Source organism: Pseudoalteromonas sp. TP27 (assembly GCF_056470645.1).
This window is the reverse complement of record NZ_JARDAK010000003.1, coordinates 313,206-331,964: the sequence shown is the minus strand read 5'-3', so window position 1 is coordinate 331,964 and position 18,759 is coordinate 313,206. Positions and strand designations below refer to the sequence as shown.

The 18,759-nt window shown below is 40.6% G+C and carries 13 protein-coding genes; 7 read left to right on the top strand and 6 right to left on the bottom strand.

Features of this window, described 5'->3' with window-relative positions; translation table 11 throughout:
• Positions 1-125 precede the first annotated feature (125 nt).
• From PX700_RS06100 to PX700_RS06085, 4 genes are all read left to right on the top strand, one after another.
• Entirely contained in the window at positions 126-626 is a 501-nt protein-coding gene (locus PX700_RS06100; RefSeq protein WP_479520195.1) for a GNAT family N-acetyltransferase, read from the top strand.
• A gap of 185 nt (positions 627-811) precedes the next feature.
• Positions 812-1,840 carry an NADP-dependent oxidoreductase gene (locus PX700_RS06095; RefSeq protein ID WP_479520194.1) on the top strand — a complete coding sequence of 343 codons (1,029 nt, stop codon included), beginning with the start codon at positions 812-814 and terminating at the stop codon, positions 1,838-1,840.
• A 49-nt stretch (positions 1,841-1,889) separates the two neighbouring features.
• Positions 1,890-2,507 carry a glutathione S-transferase family protein gene (locus PX700_RS06090; protein WP_197180431.1) on the top strand — a complete coding sequence of 206 codons (618 nt, stop codon included), beginning with the start codon at positions 1,890-1,892 and terminating at the stop codon, positions 2,505-2,507.
• A gap of 222 nt (positions 2,508-2,729) precedes the next feature.
• The gene (locus PX700_RS06085; RefSeq protein ID WP_479520193.1) at positions 2,730-4,349 is read left to right on the top strand and encodes a methyl-accepting chemotaxis protein; all 1,620 of its coding nucleotides are present in this window, start codon (positions 2,730-2,732) and stop codon (positions 4,347-4,349) included.
• A 133-nt stretch (positions 4,350-4,482) separates the two neighbouring features.
• On the opposite strand, the gene PX700_RS06080 is transcribed toward PX700_RS06085, so the two are convergent.
• Together PX700_RS06080 and PX700_RS06075 are read right to left on the bottom strand one after the other, a co-directional pair.
• Entirely contained in the window at positions 4,483-4,791 is a 309-nt protein-coding gene (locus PX700_RS06080; protein WP_197240862.1) for a YkgJ family cysteine cluster protein, read from the bottom strand.
• A 45-nt stretch (positions 4,792-4,836) separates the two neighbouring features.
• The gene (locus PX700_RS06075) at positions 4,837-6,765 is read right to left on the bottom strand and encodes a RecQ family ATP-dependent DNA helicase (RefSeq protein ID WP_479520192.1); all 1,929 of its coding nucleotides are present in this window, start codon (positions 6,763-6,765) and stop codon (positions 4,837-4,839) included.
• 242 nt (positions 6,766-7,007) lie between these two features.
• Between PX700_RS06075 and PX700_RS06070 the strand changes: the two genes are divergently transcribed.
• Complete coding sequence (locus tag PX700_RS06070; protein WP_479520191.1) at positions 7,008-8,312, top strand: NAD(P)/FAD-dependent oxidoreductase; 1,305 nt, start codon at positions 7,008-7,010, stop codon at positions 8,310-8,312.
• A gap of 106 nt (positions 8,313-8,418) precedes the next feature.
• A complete protein-coding gene (locus tag PX700_RS06065; RefSeq protein WP_479520190.1) occupies positions 8,419-9,918 on the top strand; it encodes a phospholipase effector Tle1 domain-containing protein in 1,500 nt (499 codons plus the stop codon).
• A gap of 185 nt (positions 9,919-10,103) precedes the next feature.
• Here PX700_RS06065 and PX700_RS06060 read toward each other — a convergent pair whose 3' ends face one another.
• The 4 genes from PX700_RS06060 to PX700_RS06045 all read right to left on the bottom strand — a co-directional run bounded on the left by PX700_RS06060 (position 10,104) and on the right by PX700_RS06045 (position 14,584).
• The gene (locus tag PX700_RS06060) at positions 10,104-11,201 is read right to left on the bottom strand and encodes a Fic family protein (protein WP_479520189.1); all 1,098 of its coding nucleotides are present in this window, start codon (positions 11,199-11,201) and stop codon (positions 10,104-10,106) included.
• Between the two features lie 553 nt (positions 11,202-11,754).
• Complete coding sequence (locus PX700_RS06055; RefSeq protein WP_479520188.1) at positions 11,755-13,143, bottom strand: HipA domain-containing protein; 1,389 nt, start codon at positions 13,141-13,143, stop codon at positions 11,755-11,757.
• Positions 13,127-13,453 carry a helix-turn-helix domain-containing protein gene (locus tag PX700_RS06050; RefSeq protein ID WP_169044081.1) on the bottom strand — a complete coding sequence of 109 codons (327 nt, stop codon included), beginning with the start codon at positions 13,451-13,453 and terminating at the stop codon, positions 13,127-13,129. Before PX700_RS06050 ends, PX700_RS06055 begins: the two co-directional genes overlap by 17 nt.
• A gap of 255 nt (positions 13,454-13,708) precedes the next feature.
• Positions 13,709-14,584 carry a nuclease-related domain-containing protein gene (locus PX700_RS06045; RefSeq protein WP_479520187.1) on the bottom strand — a complete coding sequence of 292 codons (876 nt, stop codon included), beginning with the start codon at positions 14,582-14,584 and terminating at the stop codon, positions 13,709-13,711.
• Positions 14,585-15,535: 951 nt separating this feature from the next.
• Here PX700_RS06045 and PX700_RS06040 point away from each other — a divergent pair.
• Entirely contained in the window at positions 15,536-18,688 is a 3,153-nt protein-coding gene (locus PX700_RS06040; RefSeq protein ID WP_479520186.1) for a DEAD/DEAH box helicase, read from the top strand.
• Positions 18,689-18,759 lie beyond the last annotated feature (71 nt).

The window sequence follows — 18,759 nt, the reverse complement described above, 5'->3', positions numbered from 1 at the left end:
TATTTTGCTTATATTAGAGTACTTTAAAACAAAGTAATAGCCGTAAACCGTTTAATCTTAATGATTGTACAAGGTTTAAATGATTGCTAAGTTAGTGTGTATTCAACTAATAATTAACTATCGCTATGATCACGCTCAGAGATTTTCAACCGCACGATGCGCCACACATTATTAAAACCTTAAACGATGAGCAGGTAACACGGTATTTATCGTCAAAAATTCCGTTTCCGTATACGCAAGCCGATGCTGATTGGTGGATAAACCAAGGTTCTAAAAATGACGTAATTGATGCAACGGTTAAGGCCATTGTTGTAAATGAGCAATTTGCAGGCTGTATTGGCATAACCCCAGGGGAGTTTGAGTATAGCCGCAGTGGAGAAATTGGTTATTGGCTAAATAAAGCCTTCTGGGGGCAAGGTATTATTACTCGCGCTATTGCACTTATCTGCGAAGAAGCGTTTGCGCAATCTAACCTAAATAGAATTTTTGGCGCTGTGTTTGCTGGTAATACAGGCTCTATAAAAGCACTTACTAAAAGTGGCTTTGAGCAAGAGGCTGTGCTTAAACAGGCCATTTATAAAAACGGGGTGTTTTACAATAGCCATATTTTTAGCAAGCTTAAATAAAGTATTTAGAATAAATACTCTGCCTATAAGGGTTGAATTACCAGTCCCCCGCCCAAAACTCCTGTTATAAGGTACAAATTTGTACATACTTATACTACTTAGCGCGCATTATTGTTTAGCTGAACACGATTTTTAAAGCGTAAACATTCGGTAAGTAGTTTATTTATATTAATAGGAGATCTTATATGTCTACGACTAGTCGCCAACTTACTCTTGAATCACGCCCTAATGGCGCTCCAACAGACGAAAACTTTAAATTAAAAACGGTAGAGCTTCCTGCATTAAAAGACGGCGAAGTTTTACTACGTACTATTTACTTATCACTAGACCCGTATATGCGTGGTCGTATGAGCGATGCTAAGTCGTACGCTGACCCAGTTAACATTGGTGATGTAATGGTTGGCGCTACAGTGTGCCAAGTCGAAGAGTCTAAAAACGATAAGTTTAGCGAGGGTGAGTGGGTACTTGCCTACACTGGTTGGCAAGACTACGCCATTACCAATGGCGAAGGCTTAATGCAGTTAGGTAAAGAGCCTGCAAATCCTTCTTACGCGTTAGGTATTATGGGTATGCCTGGCTTTACCGCTTACATGGGTTTACTTGATATTGGCGCACCAAAAGAAGGTGAAACAGTTGTAGTTGCAGCAGCAACAGGCCCGGTAGGCGCAACGGTTGGTCAAATAGCTAAAATTAAAGGCTGTAAAGTAGTGGGTGTTGCTGGTGGTAGTGAAAAATGCGCACATGCAGTTGAAAAGCTAGGGTTTGATGCATGTATTGATCACAAAGCAGATGACTTTGCAGAGCAGCTAGAAAAAGCCTGTGATAAAGGCATTGATGTTTACTACGAAAATGTGGGCGGTAAAGTATTCGACGCCGTATTACCACTACTAAATACCGCAGCACGCGTACCACTGTGTGGTTTAGTATCGCAATATAACGCCACTAGCTTGCCAGAAGGCCCAGACCGTTTAGGTATGCTAATGGGTCAATTGCTTACTAAGCGTATTAAAATGCAAGGCTTTATCATTTTTGATGATTACGGCGACCGTTATGACGAGTTTGCACAAGACATGCAAAAATGGCTACAAGACGGAAAAATTCAATACCGTGAACACATGGTAGAAGGCATCGAAAATACAGTCGGCGCATTCAACGATATGATATGCGGCAAAAACTTTGGTAAAACTGTGGTTAAAATTAATAACCCACTTTAATTTAAATAGCTTATAAGGGCTTAGCCCTTATAAGCTCAAAAGGACTGACATGATCAAACTACACCATTTAAATAAGTCGCGCTCAAAACGCGTAATTTGGCTTTTAGAAGAGCTAAATGTTGACTACGAAATTGTGGCTTATCAGCGCAATAAAGACACATTCTTAGCCCCTGACGAATTAAAGCATATTCATCAACTTGGTAAGTCGCCAGTGATTGAAGACGGCGGCCTAATTATTGCCGAGTCAGGCGCTATTACCGACTACCTTATTACTAAATACGGTAACGGTAAATTTGCACCAAAAGTAGATACCGCTGAATATGTTGATTACCAGCAATGGCTACACTTTGCAGAAAGCTCAGCAATTTTGCCACTTTTACTTAAAATGTTTGTACTAAAAGACGGCGCTAAAACCCAGTTTTTAGAGGGCTATGCCGACGCCGAAACAGTTAAAGTAATTAGCTACTTTAACGACCGCCTTGAAGGTAAACGTTATTTAGTGGGCGATACCCTAACGGGCGCTGACTTTATGATGTCGTTTATTGTTGAAATTGTTAAAAACTCAGGTCAATTAGCACACTTTAAAAACCTCGTTAAATACGACGAGCAATTACAAAGTCATGAGAAGTTTCATACAGCTAATGAGCTAGAAGCAAAGTACGACTAAACTTTTATATAATCTTTTTATGTAACACTAAGGGGCATTTAGCCCCTTTTTAATGCCTGTAAAACAACCCCACCAGAGTTACGCTTGTAAACTAAATTAACAAATACCCCCTTATTGCTAATAAAGCTTCAGTTTATAGGGCATAATGCCGATATTATTTTGAAATTATCACTAATAATGCTGGCTCCCCTTACTGGTATTAACTCAAACTTGGAATCATCCATGACAATAAACATGCGTTTAGCGACCGGTTTTGGCGTAATTTTATCAATGATGCTTATTTTAACCATCATTGGCATTTCGCGCGTTAGCCTCATTAATAATAACATTACCCACATGACCGACGTAAACTCGGTAAAGCAGCGTTACGCTATTAACTTTAGAGGCAGCGTACACGACAGAGCCATAGCCGTGCGCGATGTAGTGTTAATTAGCGATCAAAACAATTTACGCACTGTTTTAAATAACATAAAAGAGCTAGATGATTTTTACCAAACATCTAGCCGCTCTATGGCTAAGCTAGTGGGTGATATGAATAGTGAAGAGCAATCCTTACTTAATAAAATAAATCAAATAGAGCAACGCACTCAGCCTTTTATTCAAAGTGTTATAAACGCTAAAAATGCAGGAAACCAAAACGAAGCAGAACGCATTTTATTAACTGATGCTCGCCCAGCGTTTACCCAGTGGCTAAATGTTATAAACCAATTTATAAACCTGCAAGAGCAAGCAAACCAAATAACAACAATTGATACCCGCGAAGTAGCTAGCTCGTTTAAAACGTGGATGATAGCGCTTACTGTAATTGCTGTTTTAATAGGCACAAGCATTGCGTATGTTATTAGCCAACTGATCAGAAATTCAGTAGGTGGCGAACCACAAGAAGCCGCAGAAGTTATTGCCCTTATAGCCCAAGGTGATTTGAGAGGTGATGTACAATCGTGTTGCCCAAATAGCATGATGGCCTCTGTAGGGGTGATGCAATCTAAATTAAAAACTATTGTAGATAGTATTATTAATTCATCTGAAGAGCTTTATACGCACTCTGCAAGCGTAGCGTCTGGTTCGCAGCAAGCACTTAGTGCCGCTGACGCACAAGTTACTTATACAAACTCTGCTGTAAGCAGCCTAGAGGATATGAGCCGTAGTATTCATGCTGTAGCCGACTCGGTTAGGCAAACAGAAGATAACTCAAAAATAACCGCGCAATTATCGCAGCAAGGTAGTATTGCAGTGCAAAAAGTAGCAGCCGAAATTGAGCAAATTTCAGTAACGGTAAAAGCCACGGTTACCCAAGTAAACGTATTGCAAGAACATGTAAAACACATTGGCGATATTTTAAGTGTGATCCGCAGTATTTCTGATCAAACAAACTTGCTTGCACTCAATGCAGCAATAGAAGCTGCAAGAGCAGGCGAAACTGGTAGAGGTTTTGCCGTAGTTGCTGACGAGGTAAGGCAACTAGCCCAGCGTACGGGTGATGCAACAGGCGATATTGAAAAGATGATTTTGCAAGTGCAAGAAAATACCCAAGCGTCGGTGACTGCAATGGAAACCACAGTACCGCAAGTAGAAAATGGCTTAACGCTTACTCATGAAGCAAACGAGTTACTGCATCAAATACAGCAACAAGCTAACGACTCATTAAGTAACGTGCTTGAAATTGTTGAATCAACATCAAACCAAGTAGCTACCGTGGCGCAAATTAGTACCGGCGTTGAAGAAATTGCCAGTATGTCTAAAGAAACCAGCATGTCGCTTAACAGTAACGCACAAGAAGCTGTTGCATTAGCCGACCTTTCAAACACACTTAAAAAGTATATTAGTTACTTTAAAGTTTAATTGTTTAACCTGAACTCTGATTAAGAGATATGCAGTAATTAACAAAGGGGCTTTAAGCCCCTTTGTTGTAGGTAGTTGTTGTAGGTAGTAATCACCGATAATCACTTAGTTAACTAATTTGGATTGGGACTAACTATATACCCGCTAAATCGCGCTCGGTAATACACTCACCCGACGCCATTTCAAACTCACGGCAAACTAATGGGCGGTTTTCGTAAATAGAGCACATAAGCGTATTACGGTCGAGTGCTTGGCACCAGCCGTCGTCTGCGCGTTTCATTACTTCGCTGCCCCATTTATCGTATTCAATATAATGAAATGGCACACCAGTGTCGGTCACTATGCGCACTTCTAGCTGGCAACAACAGGCTTGGCAGTTAGCACACGTAACGGGCTCTGGGGTAGTAGCAATATTTTCAACGGGGATAACAATTTGAGGCATAGTGGCTTACTTTTTTGAATAAGCCACTAGGATACAGTAACTAATTTAACGCGCTAGTAGTTTTGCTTTAATATCGCTGTAACGCATTTGCTCACACAGTGCAAAACCACTAAGCTGGCGTACTTTATTACGCGCAAATAACGGCACACTCATCCCTGCTAAAAAGCGGCATTGGGTTTCAATACCCACATTATGATTACCTTTGCCTGCCATGTGCGCTAAAAACTCATCTACCTTTTGATAAATAAGTTGATCGTCAATATGTGCAGGCTCTATAGAGTATTCAAGCTTAACCGCATGACCTCTACACACACTACAATGCCCACATTGCTGTGGTGCATTTTGATCGTCAAAATAGCGCGCTAAGTTATAGCTTAAGCAACTTTGTAGCTCAAAAAAGCGCACCAGTGCAGCAATACGTTTAATTTCGGCTTGTTCTTTATCGGTAAAGTAGTAGTGAAGTTGCTGGGCAAGTTCCGGGTTATTTATAACGTCTTCATGCACTTTGTATACTTGGGTAATACGTTTGGTTTCGAGCGTTATTAGGTTTTTTTCGGCTAGGTAGTCAAGCGCTGCCACTACGCGTTTACGATCAACCTGCGCGGCTTGTGTAAGGGAGTCAAAATTTAGCGTGCCCCATATTTTTTTAAAATCGGTGTGGCTAAATATTTGTGTTAAAAATGCTTGGCGTTGCTCATCAAAATGACCAAGTAGCTCGTTTTTATCAACCAAAAATTTGTATTTAAAATCGGCGTAATAAGCATATTGCGGCGTTATTGCGCCTTGCATTTCTAGCTGTACAAGTAAGGTTTTAAGTGCAAGTTGCCTAATATTGCTTTCGCTCGACAAGCTGTATTCTTGCATTTCCCATTGCTGGTGGCTTTGGCGAATATCGTTAATTACGTATTCAATACCGCTAAGCTCAGGGGTGTCGCCGTATACAAAATTTTCTACCGTATTTAGGCCGTCTAAATTAGCAAGCGTGTAGCAGTTTGACGGGTTACCATCGCGCCCTGCTCGGCCAATTTCTTGGCTGTAGTTTTCTATCGATTTTGGTAAATCGTAATGTATAACAAAGCGAATGTCCGATTTATCAACGCCCATACCAAAGGCAATGGTTGCCACCACTACGTTAATTTTACCACCCATAAAGTCATCTTGAATTTGCCAGCGTAGCGTATCTTCAAGCCCTGCGTGGTAGGCAACAGCATGAATGCCTTGCGCACTGAGCGTGTTTGCTACTTGCTCGGCGCTTTGCTGCAAAGTTACATACACAATACCAGGGCCACTTTGCGCACGTACAATGTTAGCAAGCTCGGTGTTTTTATCGGCGGTTTTAACACTCAGCACACTTAAATCTAAATTAGCACGGTAAAAGCCCGTTTGCACAATGCACTCAGGGGCAATAGCAAAGCGCTCAGCCATATCGCGTTTTACTTTTTTAGTGGCCGTTGCCGTAAGTAACAACACTAAAGGAATATTAAGCTCTTCGCGGTAACGCGGCAATTTAAGGTAGTCGGGTCTAAAGTTATGGCCCCATTCAGATATACAGTGCGCTTCGTCTACCACCAACATAGAAAGCGCAACTTGGCTTATAAACTCTCTAAAACGCTCGTTTTTAAAGCGCTCAACCGACACCATTAATACTTTAATTTTACCGTTTCGAACATCGTTCATTACCGTGCTGCTTTGCATTTGATCTTGGCTCGAATCAAGGCTGGCAGCGTAAATACCTTTGCTATTTAAAAAGCTAATTTGATCTTTCATCAATGCAAGTAAAGGCGATACAACTAAGGTTAAATTTGGTAAATGCAACGCAGTTAGCTGGTAGCACAACGACTTACCCGAGCCCGTAGGAAATATAGCCAACGACGACTGACCATTTAAAAGCTGCTCAATAGTTTGTTGTTGGCCTGTTCTAAATTGGCTAAAACCAAAGTGCTGCTCAAGTGATTGAATTAGTGGCGTGGTCATAAATGTCCTTTTGGTGTTTTAACAGCAATTTAACTGCACAGCTAAACGATAAAAAAGTGAGTATAACTTATATGCCTTTATTCAGCATTTTTTGCTGACATATCCTTTATTTAGGCGCAAACTAATAGCGTAAAAATAAATAGTCACGTTTGCCAAAAATAACTTTTTGCCATACCCAAGTAACCTCAAAACACTAAAAATAATACAGATTATTTGGGTATATTATTTTTGAGGGCAACGTTATGAATATTACTACACCTAAAATTGTCGTTATTGGCGGTGGTGCTGGCGGATTAGAACTCGCAACGCAATTAGGTCATAAACTAGGAAAGAAAAAACAAGCAGAAATTCTACTAATAGACAAAAACCGTACCCATATATGGAAGCCGTTACTGCACGAAGTAGCGACAGGCTCTATTGACCCTGATTTAGATGGCGTTGTGTATTCAGCCCATGCCGCAAAACATCATTATAACTTTCAACTTGGTACTTTTTGCAACATAGACCAAAGCAATAAAACAATTACCCTTGCACCACTTAACGACGAATTAGGCCACACCATTTTACCTGGGCGTACCGTACGCTACGATCACCTTGTTATTGCCATTGGCAGCGTAAGTAACGACTTTAATACCCCCGGCATAAAAGATCATTGCTACTTTTTAGATTCAAGCCAACAAGCAGAGCGCTTTCAGCACTCATTACTAGATAGCTTTACCCGCCTTCATCAGGACGACAACCAACAGCAATCACTTAATATTGCCATTGTAGGTGGCGGCGCTACGGGTGTTGAACTCTCAGCTGAGCTTTACCATGTGTCTGAGCTATTAAAGCTTTATGGCTTAACAAATATGTCGTCTAAGCGTTTGCATATTCATTTAATTGAAGCCGGACCGCGTATTTTACCTGCATTACCAGAGCGTATTGCCGTTAGTGCCAAACGCGAGCTATTAAAGCTTGGCGTAAACGTGCGCGAGCAAACGCAAATAAAAGAAGGCACCGCACAAGGCTTTATCACCAAAGATGAAGAACACATTGATGCCGATATAATGGTATGGGCAGCAGGTGTAAAAGCACCTGACTTTATAAAAGACTTAGGGGTTTTTGAGCTTACTCGCAGCAATCAAATTCAAGTAAACGAGTTTTTACAAAGCACGGTTGACGAAAGCATTTTTGTATTAGGCGATTGCTGTGCATTTACCCAAGCCGACGGCAAGCAAGTACCACCACGCGCACAATCGGCGCATCAAATGGCGTTATGCGTCGAAAAAAACCTAATAGCCACGTTAAAGCAGCAACCACTACGCGGCTTTAAATACAGCGACCATGGCTCGCTAGTTAACTTATCGAGCTACAGCACGGTAGGTAACTTAATGGGCAACCTAACCAGCAATACCTTTTTTATTGAAGGTAAAATTGCCCGTTTTATGTATATATCTTTATACCGCATGCACCAACGCGCCATACACGGCAGCGCAAAAACCTTTGCATTATGGATAAGCGAAAAAGTACTGCGAGTAGTGCGCCCTAAAATGAAATTGCACTAATCTATATACTAAATTAAAGACAGTAATGCAGTTTTAGCGGTATTACTGTCTTTAATATTTAACATTGTCTGTATAGAGTATTTAAAACAACTAAGGGAATTGGGTTATGACGGGTAAAACGCTAATTTTTAATTTTGATGGTACCGGTAGCGAGCCCCGTGACGCACAGCAATTTAGCTCTGATCATTTTAAAGAAGACTCTAATATTACCAACATTCTAAAATTGCATTTACTGCTTGGCGGTAAATTAGAAGACTCCCTCGTTACTCCTTTTGCTAACCAACTCAGTTTTTATTATCAAGGTATTGGTACCAAAGGCAGCCGCCTTAAACGTATTTTAAACCAAACCCTTGCACCTCGTGGTGACGACGTAGCCAGTATTTTAAATCAAGCGTTAAGCGACTTTAAAGCTCACTACCTAATAGGCGATACCATACTGCTAACAGGTTTTAGCCGAGGCGCTGCGCTTGCCAGACGCTTTGCTAAATGTTTAGAACCCTTAATAAGCAACAACGTGTATGTATGTGTGTTTGATACCGTTGCCTCTATTGGCTTATCAAAAGTAAGTAAAGCCACACGTGGCGCAGAGCACGTTATTTTTGAAAACCACACCATTGCCAACAACATTACTCAGGCGCTGCACTGCGTCGCCCTTGACGAAAAACGCCGCGCCTTTGAACCCACACTCATGAACCATCAAAACAATATTACTGAGCTATGGTTTGCAGGTGCGCATTCAGACATTGGCGGCGGTTACTACCGCGATGGCCTAGCCGATATTAGCTTGCGCTATGCACTTGAATGGTTAATAGAACAACCGCTTAATATATCGTTACTCACTAGCCACGACATAGATTACGAAACCCTGCTCCCCGACAGCAACTTAGTAGCACAAGATGACGTAACCGTAACACCCGACCCACTCGCATTAAGTCATCAACAAAATTACTTTTGGTTTAACCCGTTTTTTAAATTAGTAGATAGAGAATGCTATGTATTAATTGATGACCAAGCCAGCAACCTTAAGCCTTTAGTGCACTACAGCGTAGCCGAACGTATTAATAAGCTAACCAGTTACCGTCCAGAATCGCTTAAAAAACTGCATTACAAAATTAGCTACAACGACAACACCACGCTTATCTTTATTGGTTTAAGCCAACATATAGAGCTCGCTAATCAAAACATGAGTGTGCTGAGCATTAACCAAAGCCAAGATATAGTTGTATTTGCCTCCGAGCAATACAACGCAACCGGCCTCATGCTAGAGCAAGGCGCTACGTACCGCTTTACCCCGTACCCAAATCAATATTGGTTTGACGATGGCATAAAGTGCACGCCATTAGGCTGGAACCGCGACAACGTACAACTTGGCGTAAAAGAAATCCCAATGGCCGTGCTTGAACCATTTAGACGATTTCCTCGCGCGCAATGGTTTTCACTCATTGGTGCTATTAATAAAAACGACGACCACCTTTTTGAAATAGCCGACGGCGCCGACATTAAAATAGATAAATCAGGCGAGTTTTGCCCATTTGCAAACGACCTAAGCCGCTTTTACGGCGCTAATGCCGGAAAAATAAAAGTGAAAGTAACGCGGCTGGGATAAGAGGTAACCGAAACGTTTAAATTGTAGGCGGGAGTTTACCTCGCGCGAAAAGCGAAGCTTTTAAATTGTAGGCGGGAGTTTACCTCGCGCTTTGCCCTCTGGCTCATAATCCCCAATCAACGCTACAAAGCTCACCTAAACACATATTCGCCTCACATAGTGAGGCGAATATGTGTTTAATTGCCTCATTGGGCAACCTTGTAACGTGTACTACGCCCACCTGCGGCGGTTTTTGTTATGAATCCAAGCGTTTGCAAGTCCGATAAATGGCGCGTTGCAGTTGCACGGCTAACCTTAGCCACCTTTTGATACTGACTCGCGCTAATACCCTGTTCAAATTGGCCATCAAGTAACTTATTAAGCATTTTTACTTGCTGCTCACCTAACTTTGTTTGATCTTTACTTGCCCAGTAATTGGTTTTAAAAATTGTTTGCTCAATATTATTAAGCGTATGGTGTATCGCATTATTAAGCGTACGTAAAAACCATTTAACCCACTGCGTAATACAAAGATCTCCACGTTGAGTGGCTTCAAGCACCTCGTAGTAGCTTTTTCTGTCTTCTAAAATAGCCACCGACATAGCGTAAAACCGAATCGACTCAGCATGTTCTTGCGCTAATGCCAGGTCGGTTATAAGCCGTGTAATACGCCCATTACCATCCTCAAGTGGATGTATTGTTACAAACCATAAGTGTGCGATAGCTGCCCGAATAAAAGGATCTATTTGAGGTTCGTTTTGCGTTTTGTTAAACCAGTTAAAAAATAGCAAAAGCTCTTTATTTACTCGCTCTTTAGTAGGCGCCGTAAAATGTAATACCGGTTTATCTAAGCGCCCCGATACCACTTGCATTGGCTCGTCACCACGCAATTGCCCGCCCTCAATTTTAGTAAATAAGCTTTGCTCACCTGCAAATAATAAGCGATGCCAATTAAGCACTCGTTCTAAATTAAGCGGTGAATCTGTGTTATTTATTGCATCAAGCATAATCTCTGCAAGATTATCGCTTTGCACGGTAGTTGGGTAAGGCTGCTCATTAATGTTGAGCTTTTTAGCAAGTGAAGACCGAACCGAAAATGCATTAAGCTTTTCGCCCTCAATAGCACTGGAGTGAATAATATTTGCTAGTAAAGTATCTAGAGCTTGCTGCTTTTGTTGAGCACTTTGCACGCCCATACGCCCTACTAATAAACCTTGATTATATGAAAGCTCCCTTAGTAAAGGAGCAAGCGCCGCAGCATCCCACGTAAAGTTTGGCCAGTTTTGCTGTTGCCATATCCACATAGTCTTTAGTCCTAAAGGTAATTAGCTTCAGTTTATGTTATTTATTTGCCTCATGCAATGAGGCGAATAATAGAGTTAATTGCCTCATTACTTTTAAGGGCTACATAGAACAATAATGCATTTTTCAATGGTGAAAACAATCCATTTTTAAGCGAGGTATAAAACCTCACCTACATCAATGCGAACACCACTCTCATCAAAACCGTAGGTGCGATTTTATATCGCATTTTGGCTTTGAAATAAGGCCAAGCTAAACACCGGTAGGCGCTCAGCTTGCTCGCGCAAAAAGCGAAGCGTTTAAATTGTAGGTGCGATTTTACATCGCGCTTTGGCTTTATAAAAACACCATGCGAGGTATAAAACCTCACCTACAACAATTAAACACCTATTCGCCTCACATGGTGAGGCGAATAACAATTTAATTGCCTCATTTTTGCAGGCATATTATTTACTGGCACAGACACTAAAGCTTTCAGATTGTAGGTGGGAGTTTATATCGCGCTAACACTGGCAATCAAAATACACATGTTTATTTTTTCGAACCTAAATCAACTTAAATAAATGCATCCATATTTGGTAGTTGTATTATTTGCTCACTCAGCTTATTTGCAGCTTTATTAATTATTTTTATGCACAAATCAATGTGTGCTAATTCAGCAGTAGATAAGTTATTTTTAACAGCAGAAACTTTAGCCGCATCAATTGCGGCTAATACAGAGTCAACGGTTTGACTCATAAGTAGTTGCATCCGTGGTAGTGAAATAGCAAATTCATCAGCAAAATCAGCTAACATATAAGCTGTAATCTCATTAGTAAAATTGCCTGCACTTTGCGAATTATGCTCACCCACTGACATAGCATAACACCTTGATATTTTGGGCTGTAGATAGCCCATATCACGGTCAATGCTTCCCTGCTCAATAATAGCCTCTATATTTACCAAGTCGTAAAACGGCGTAAGCTCTAAACCATTTTTACCAACAAAAAAACTAATGTTTTTGCCATGAGCATCGTAATTACGTACTAAAATATTAAATGTCATCCAACGAATAAGCTGAGCCTCATACGCTTGTACATTCGTTGTTTTAACATTAAATAGTTTTGCAAAAGAAACGCCATCTCGAATATAAATACCATCCCCATCATCACCATGCTGACGCTCATATTTATAAGAAGGAGGTAAATTAGTGGCTTGGCAACCATCAATAATATGACGACGTAATACACGGTTTTTATCTTGTGTAACGCGCCTATCAAAGCGATCTATTACAAATACTCTTATATCTGCATAAGTGCGCAACTCAACATGGGGAACATTGAGCCCCGACTCTTTTGCCAAAAGCATGGTAAAAAGTTCATTTACTGCAATGAAAGGAGCGGTACCTGTTTCAAATTTAAAAATTTTATTAGAACATAGCTCCCCTTCACCAAATCCTAATTTACTATCGATTTCGAGTAGGTTTAGTTTATCTTGAACGCCAGCAACAGAGAGCCGAGTTCGGCCATCCCAATGAGTAATTGACTCGCCAACTTGTTTAAAACGTTTAAGTTTTTGGCTTAGCTCATCATGAGTTACTTCCCGAAAAGATGTTTGCTTTGAATCCCCGCCACTTGCTCTAAACGACAAAGCCCCTGATGTTTCCTCGCCAATGACTTTAATCAAACCAAACGTATTATTTTTAGAGATAGTAGTACTACTTATAATCTCATCAAGACCTTTGCCCTCGGGTAATAAGTTTTGTAAATAATTACGCACATCACGCGAGTCAAAATCACCATTGAGCGGTAAGTGTGGTGAAATAGCAAAACCCTTATTAATCCACTCAGGCTCATAGGTAAATGTAATTTCATTTTCAGAGCCTATATCAAGAGTTATCGCACCTATCTTCTGCGTATGCCCAATAAATACATCTAAGCTATTTTTTTTAATACCACTGCTCATCGCTCACCTCATCCTTGTTATTGTGGTGCGACTCGTCATCACTGACAAGGCTAAACGACAACCCCAAGTATGCCATCACTTTGAGTACATTAAAAAACTGCACATTAACATCACCTTTTTCTATTTTTATCAGCGTAGGCTTTGAAATATTAAGTGCTTGCGATACATCAACCAGCGTAAGCTTCATGCCTGTTCGCTTTGAAGTAATCGCTTTAGCGAGTCGCACCGACGAAAACGGCTTTGATAGATCAGGCATTTCAGTGCGCTTAACAACTCTTCCAAGTGTTTTTTTTGCTGGTAATTCACTCATCAAAGGTCAACTATAGTTTACTTATACAATTTATTTTAGGGTAGCCTACTCAAAAGTCAAATATAACTTACTTTTAAGTTTGAATGTATATTCATCAACTATAAGTAAATCTTACTTTACTTATAGGCAGTAAAATAAAACCCAACCCCATAAGTAAAACATAAATCACTTATGGAAAGTTAATGACATTTTGAGCTTAATAGCCAAGCTAAACACCTGTAGGCGCTCAGCTTGCTCGCGCGAAAAGCGAAGCTTTTAAATTGCCTTACTATCGTTTAAGGCTCGCTGCACCACTTGATAGCAAATAGCACGCTGCTGCTCTTGATTTAAGCTAACTTGTCGCATTGAAAGGATAGTTTTAACTATTTGTTTATGAGAAACGATTGGAAAGATTGGTTTCTGCTTTAGTTCCACAAACCAACCAGGAAAGCATAAAACAGGTAAAACCGGAGTATTAAAACCGGTTGATTCATAAAGCCATTTATTCACCCAATTAGCTTGATTTTGAGCTTGCTCTAACGGCTTGCTTTCAAACCAAGAGGGAAATGCTAAATGGTTATTTTCAAATTTAACTTTGTAATTTGTATCGTCTTTTATTCGTTTATGTCTGCCTTTGGTTTCAATAGCAAATATCCCATTTGGCCCAACAACCAAGTGATCTATATTAAAACCATCAGCTTGTATATCATGAAATACTTGGTATCCGTGTGACTGTAACTCTATAAGCTCAGAGGCAACGGCTAGTTCTGCATCACGCCCAAGTTTTAACTTTATTAAGTGATTAGATTTAACCCAAAGCTTACGTGCTACATAGATTAAACCCAATGCAATCGCAATAATTAAGAAGTAATTAAACTTGCCTCTGGCAAACATTTCAGCAATGCCTTTAATAGCAAAAGGCATTGTAACTATTAAAGCAGACAAAGAAATCAGGCCAATTACCTCAACAATCTTGTCATTTACTTGTTCGTTTAATGTTTGCGCTGCAACACGTTTAAGCTTTTTGCGATCAACAGGTAGTTTTGCATTTTTTTGATGAAGCCATATTTTGACAAACAAAACACCTAGTAATGAATAAACACTACCAATAACAAATAAAAGGCTTAAACCTTGGTTTAATAAATCATCCATGATGAGTTCCTATAATCATAATGTTTACTTTATACCTTAAAAAAAGGTACATGTCGCATTATTCAAACTCACGCTACAAATCTCACCCAAACACCTGTAGGCGCTCAGCTTGCTCGCGCGAAAAGCTGTAGGCGGGAGCTTACCTCGCGCTTTTGGTTTGTAATTTAATTTACAAATATCGCGTTGGCGATGGCAACCAAAGAAAGGCAAATGCCGGCCTCTCTTTGGAATCACACGGCGCCCCTCAATTTCACTTATCTTTAAAAACACTAAATTAATATGAACGTAAACGCGATGAACGCACATCCATGTGCAGGCATCGCTTTCCTCGAATCCATGCGAGGTAATTACTCATTAATTATGTGTTTGCAGGTGAAGTAGAAGAGGAGGATTTCTTAGCACCAGCCTTAAAATTTGCTGTAGGCGCGAAGCTTGCTCGCGCGAAAAGCCGTAGGCGGGAGTTTACCTCGCGCTTTTGGTTCTTAATTTAAAAATAATTGACTTAATATCGCATTGGCGATGGCAACCAAGGGGCGGTCTTCTTCAAATAAGCTCTGCTGCTAATAATTCATCCCTGAAGCCGGGTTCCTGTCAGCATCCATGCTTCCACTTCCTCAAGCTGCAAAGCTACGCTTTGGTCATTCGTCACCCACGGCGCCCCTCAATTTCACTTATCCTTAAACAAATAATTAATATGAACGTAAACGCGATGAAAGCACATCCATGTGCAAGCATCGCTTTCCTCGAATCCATGCGAGGTAATTACTCATTAATTATGTGTTTGCAGGTGAAGTTGAAGGGGATAATTTCTTAGCATCATCATTTGATTACTCTCTCGGCTAATACTTAACTCACACGTTTGTACTTAATTACTAGTAACTTAGTCGATTAATACTTGTAGCTGTACCGCATTTAAGTAAACTAACCACTCGCAAACAGGGAGTGGGTTTTATGCAGCAAATTGGTATTTACGAGCAGTTAATTACGCAAGTAATTGAGCAAAACTTAAATCGTGATCAATTTTATGTGGGCGAGCGCCAACTTGAAACGGCCGAAGCCGCAACATGGCTTTCACGTTTTTTAGGTAAGCTTGTTGAGCATGCCATAAATGCCATTCCTAACTCAAACGAGCGCCTACAAGAACAAATTAGCCTAGCTAATAGCCTTGTACTTTGGCTTAAAGATCATATTCGCGATGACGAGCTAATTAACGAAAACCTTATCGACAGCCAAGGCCGAATACTCACTGCGCTGTTTAATACCCAAAACCCTATTGCGGCCAATCTTAAAGATTACTCAAGCGATATATTCCCACTAACAGGGCTCACACAAAGCGAGTTATTTAGCGGTGCTAATGCAGGTATATCGCTCGTAACTGAGCTAAAGCGCGAGATTAAATCGTCCGACACTATTTACTGGCTTGTCTCATTTATAAAATGGACAGGGCTGCGCATTTTTAAAAATGAGCTTGAAGCGTTTACTAAAAGCGGCAATAAACTCAAAGTTATTACCACCTCATATATGGGCGCAACGGATGCTAAAGCCGTTGAGTTTTTAGCAAACCTACCAAATACCGAAGTAAAGCTAAGTTATAATAATCAGCAAGAACGCCTACACGCTAAATCCTACTTATTTATGCGCAATACGGGTTTTCATACAGGGTATATTGGATCGTCTAACTTATCGCATTCGGCGCTTACAAGCGGTCTTGAATGGAACTTAAAAATTACTGCACAAGAAATTCCGCACATAATAGCTAAAACCAAAAGTACCTTTGAAACCTACTGGGAATCAAAAGATTTCGAGCTATTTACAGGCGCAGTTGAGTGTAAAGAAAAGCTCATCAATTCACTTAACGAGCAGCGCGGTGTTGGGCAATCAAGCAGCCAGTTTTATTTTGATATAACACCAAAAACGCATCAGCTCGCTATTTTAGAAAAACTAAGTACTGAGCGCAGCGTACATAATCGTTTTAAAAACTTGGTAGTTGCCGCAACCGGCACAGGTAAAACCATAATATCAGCGTTCGACTTTAAAACCGTTTACGATAAAAACCCAAACGCACACTTTTTGTTTGTAGCCCACCGAGAAGAAATACTAAAACAAGCGCAAAGCGCTTACCGTGGTGTGCTTAAAAATAACGACTTTGGAGAGCTTTGGGTAGGTAACTACAAACCACAACGCTACAACCAATTATTTGCATCAATCCAAACGCTGAACAGCCAAATTGAATCGCTCAATTTAACCAGCGATTACTACGACTACATAGTGATAGACGAAGTACATCACGTAAGCGCTGCAAGTTATCGCGCTATTTTAAGTTACTTTACGCCAACAATATTACTTGGCTTAACCGCTACACCAGAGCGACAAGATGGCGCAAATATACTCGATGATTTTTGTGGCGTAATAGCCGCCGAAATTCGCTTACCAGAGGCAATAAACCAACGCCATTTATGCCCATTTCAATACTTTGGATTAGATGACGACACCGACCTAAGCCAAATAACATGGCGAGGCGGCCGTTACGATGTAAGCGAACTAAGTAACCTTTATACAGGCGAGAACAGCCGCGCTAACAAAATTATATCCAGCCTTGCTGATATCGTAACCAATGTTCACACAATAAAAGCACTCGCGTTTTGTGTAGGCCAAGATCACGCTGTATTTATGGCGGAAAAATTTAACTTGGCAGGCATAAGTGCTGATGTACTGACCAGCAAAAACGCCAATGAGCGTAAACAGAAAAAAGACGCGTTGTGCCGTGGTGAAATACAAATACTTTGCGTGGTTGATATTTTTAACGAAGGGGTCGATATTCCAGAAGTCGATACTTTACTGTTTTTACGCCCAACTGAAAGCTTAACGCTGTTTTTGCAGCAACTCGGCCGTGGTTTGCGTTTACCCGACAACAGCCAAAAGCAGTGCTGTACCGTACTTGATTTTGTAGGGAATGCCCGCCCAGAATACGACTTTGCCAGTAAATTTCGCGCACTCATTGGTAAAAGTAACCAGCCAATAAAAACCGAGATTGAAAACAACTTCCCGCATTTACCACTGGGTTGTCGTATTGAGCTACAAAAGCGCACACAACAAACAATATTAAAAAACATTCAGCAAGCTATAAACTCTAAACGCCGATTACAGCAGCTTATAAATAGCTACTCGCAACACACCAATGACGCGCTTACGCTAAGTAACTTTTTACGTATAAACCCACAAGTTACTCTTGAAGATATTTACAAACCAAAAGATAAAAAACTCGGCGGTTGGCACTGGCTTAAAGGCGATGAAATTCTAGTAGAACAAGCCGATATTTACGCCGCGTATTACCGCGCTATAAACACCCAATTACTCGGCTGCGACTCACTCAGTTACTTATGCTTTTTACGTGATTTATGTAATAACAACTTTAGCTTTATGCCAACAGCGCAAAACCAACAGTACGCGCTTATAGCGCATTACAACTTTTGGGATAACACAGGTACAAGCTTAGGGTTTAAAACCCTTGAACAAAGCTTACAAGCACTTAAACACAAAGAGCTACAGCACGAACTTGCACAAGTGATTACGCTGTTAATAAACCGTATTCACCAGCAAGAAAGCGACTTAGTGTGTTTACCTAATCATGCAATCAAATTACATAGCCGCTACACACGCCAGCAAATACTTTCCGCGTTTGGCGCAAATACGTTTGATAAAAAATCGACCGCCCGCGAAGGCGTTTTAGAATTTAAAAAACAAAACCTAGAGCTGTTATTTGTAACACTCAACAAGTGCGAAAAAACATATTCACCCACCACGCTGTATCACGATTACGCTATCAGCCCTACTTTGTTTCATTGGCAAACGCAAAACAGCGCCCGACCAGAACACGGCCGTGGCCTTAGTTATATTCAGCACCAGCAAACAGGCAAAACCATCCTGTTATTTGTGCGCGAACAAGGCAAAGATGAAAACGGCCGAATTATGGGATTTGTTAACTACGGTGAGGTTAAATACCAAAGCCACAACGGCAGTCAGCCGATGAATATAACGTGGGAGCTAACCAACCCCATGCCAAGTGAAATGTGGCATGAGGCAGGAAAATTAGCGGTTGGGTGAAATTAAACCTTTTAATAACTATATTTTTGAGGTAAGAATAAACTATTGATATAATTGTAAAATGTTAGTAA

What these genes read in the sequence shown, in the direction of transcription:
- PX700_RS06100 (WP_479520195.1), top strand. Translation starts at nt 126, where the DNA reads ATGATCACGCTCAGAGATTTTCAACCGCACGATGCGCCACACATTATT.
- PX700_RS06095 (WP_479520194.1), top strand. Translation starts at nt 812, where the DNA reads ATGTCTACGACTAGTCGCCAACTTACTCTTGAATCACGCCCTAATGGC.
- PX700_RS06090 (WP_197180431.1), top strand. Translation starts at nt 1,890, where the DNA reads ATGATCAAACTACACCATTTAAATAAGTCGCGCTCAAAACGCGTAATT.
- PX700_RS06085 (WP_479520193.1), top strand. Translation starts at nt 2,730, where the DNA reads ATGACAATAAACATGCGTTTAGCGACCGGTTTTGGCGTAATTTTATCA.
- PX700_RS06080 (WP_197240862.1), bottom strand. Translation starts at nt 4,791, where the DNA reads ATGCCTCAAATTGTTATCCCCGTTGAAAATATTGCTACTACCCCAGAG.
- PX700_RS06075 (WP_479520192.1), bottom strand. Translation starts at nt 6,765, where the DNA reads ATGACCACGCCACTAATTCAATCACTTGAGCAGCACTTTGGTTTTAGC.
- PX700_RS06070 (WP_479520191.1), top strand. Translation starts at nt 7,008, where the DNA reads ATGAATATTACTACACCTAAAATTGTCGTTATTGGCGGTGGTGCTGGC.
- PX700_RS06065 (WP_479520190.1), top strand. Translation starts at nt 8,419, where the DNA reads ATGACGGGTAAAACGCTAATTTTTAATTTTGATGGTACCGGTAGCGAG.
- PX700_RS06060 (WP_479520189.1), bottom strand. Translation starts at nt 11,201, where the DNA reads ATGTGGATATGGCAACAGCAAAACTGGCCAAACTTTACGTGGGATGCT.
- PX700_RS06055 (WP_479520188.1), bottom strand. Translation starts at nt 13,143, where the DNA reads ATGAGCAGTGGTATTAAAAAAAATAGCTTAGATGTATTTATTGGGCAT.
- PX700_RS06050 (WP_169044081.1), bottom strand. Translation starts at nt 13,453, where the DNA reads ATGAGTGAATTACCAGCAAAAAAAACACTTGGAAGAGTTGTTAAGCGC.
- PX700_RS06045 (WP_479520187.1), bottom strand. Translation starts at nt 14,584, where the DNA reads ATGGATGATTTATTAAACCAAGGTTTAAGCCTTTTATTTGTTATTGGT.
- PX700_RS06040 (WP_479520186.1), top strand. Translation starts at nt 15,536, where the DNA reads ATGCAGCAAATTGGTATTTACGAGCAGTTAATTACGCAAGTAATTGAG.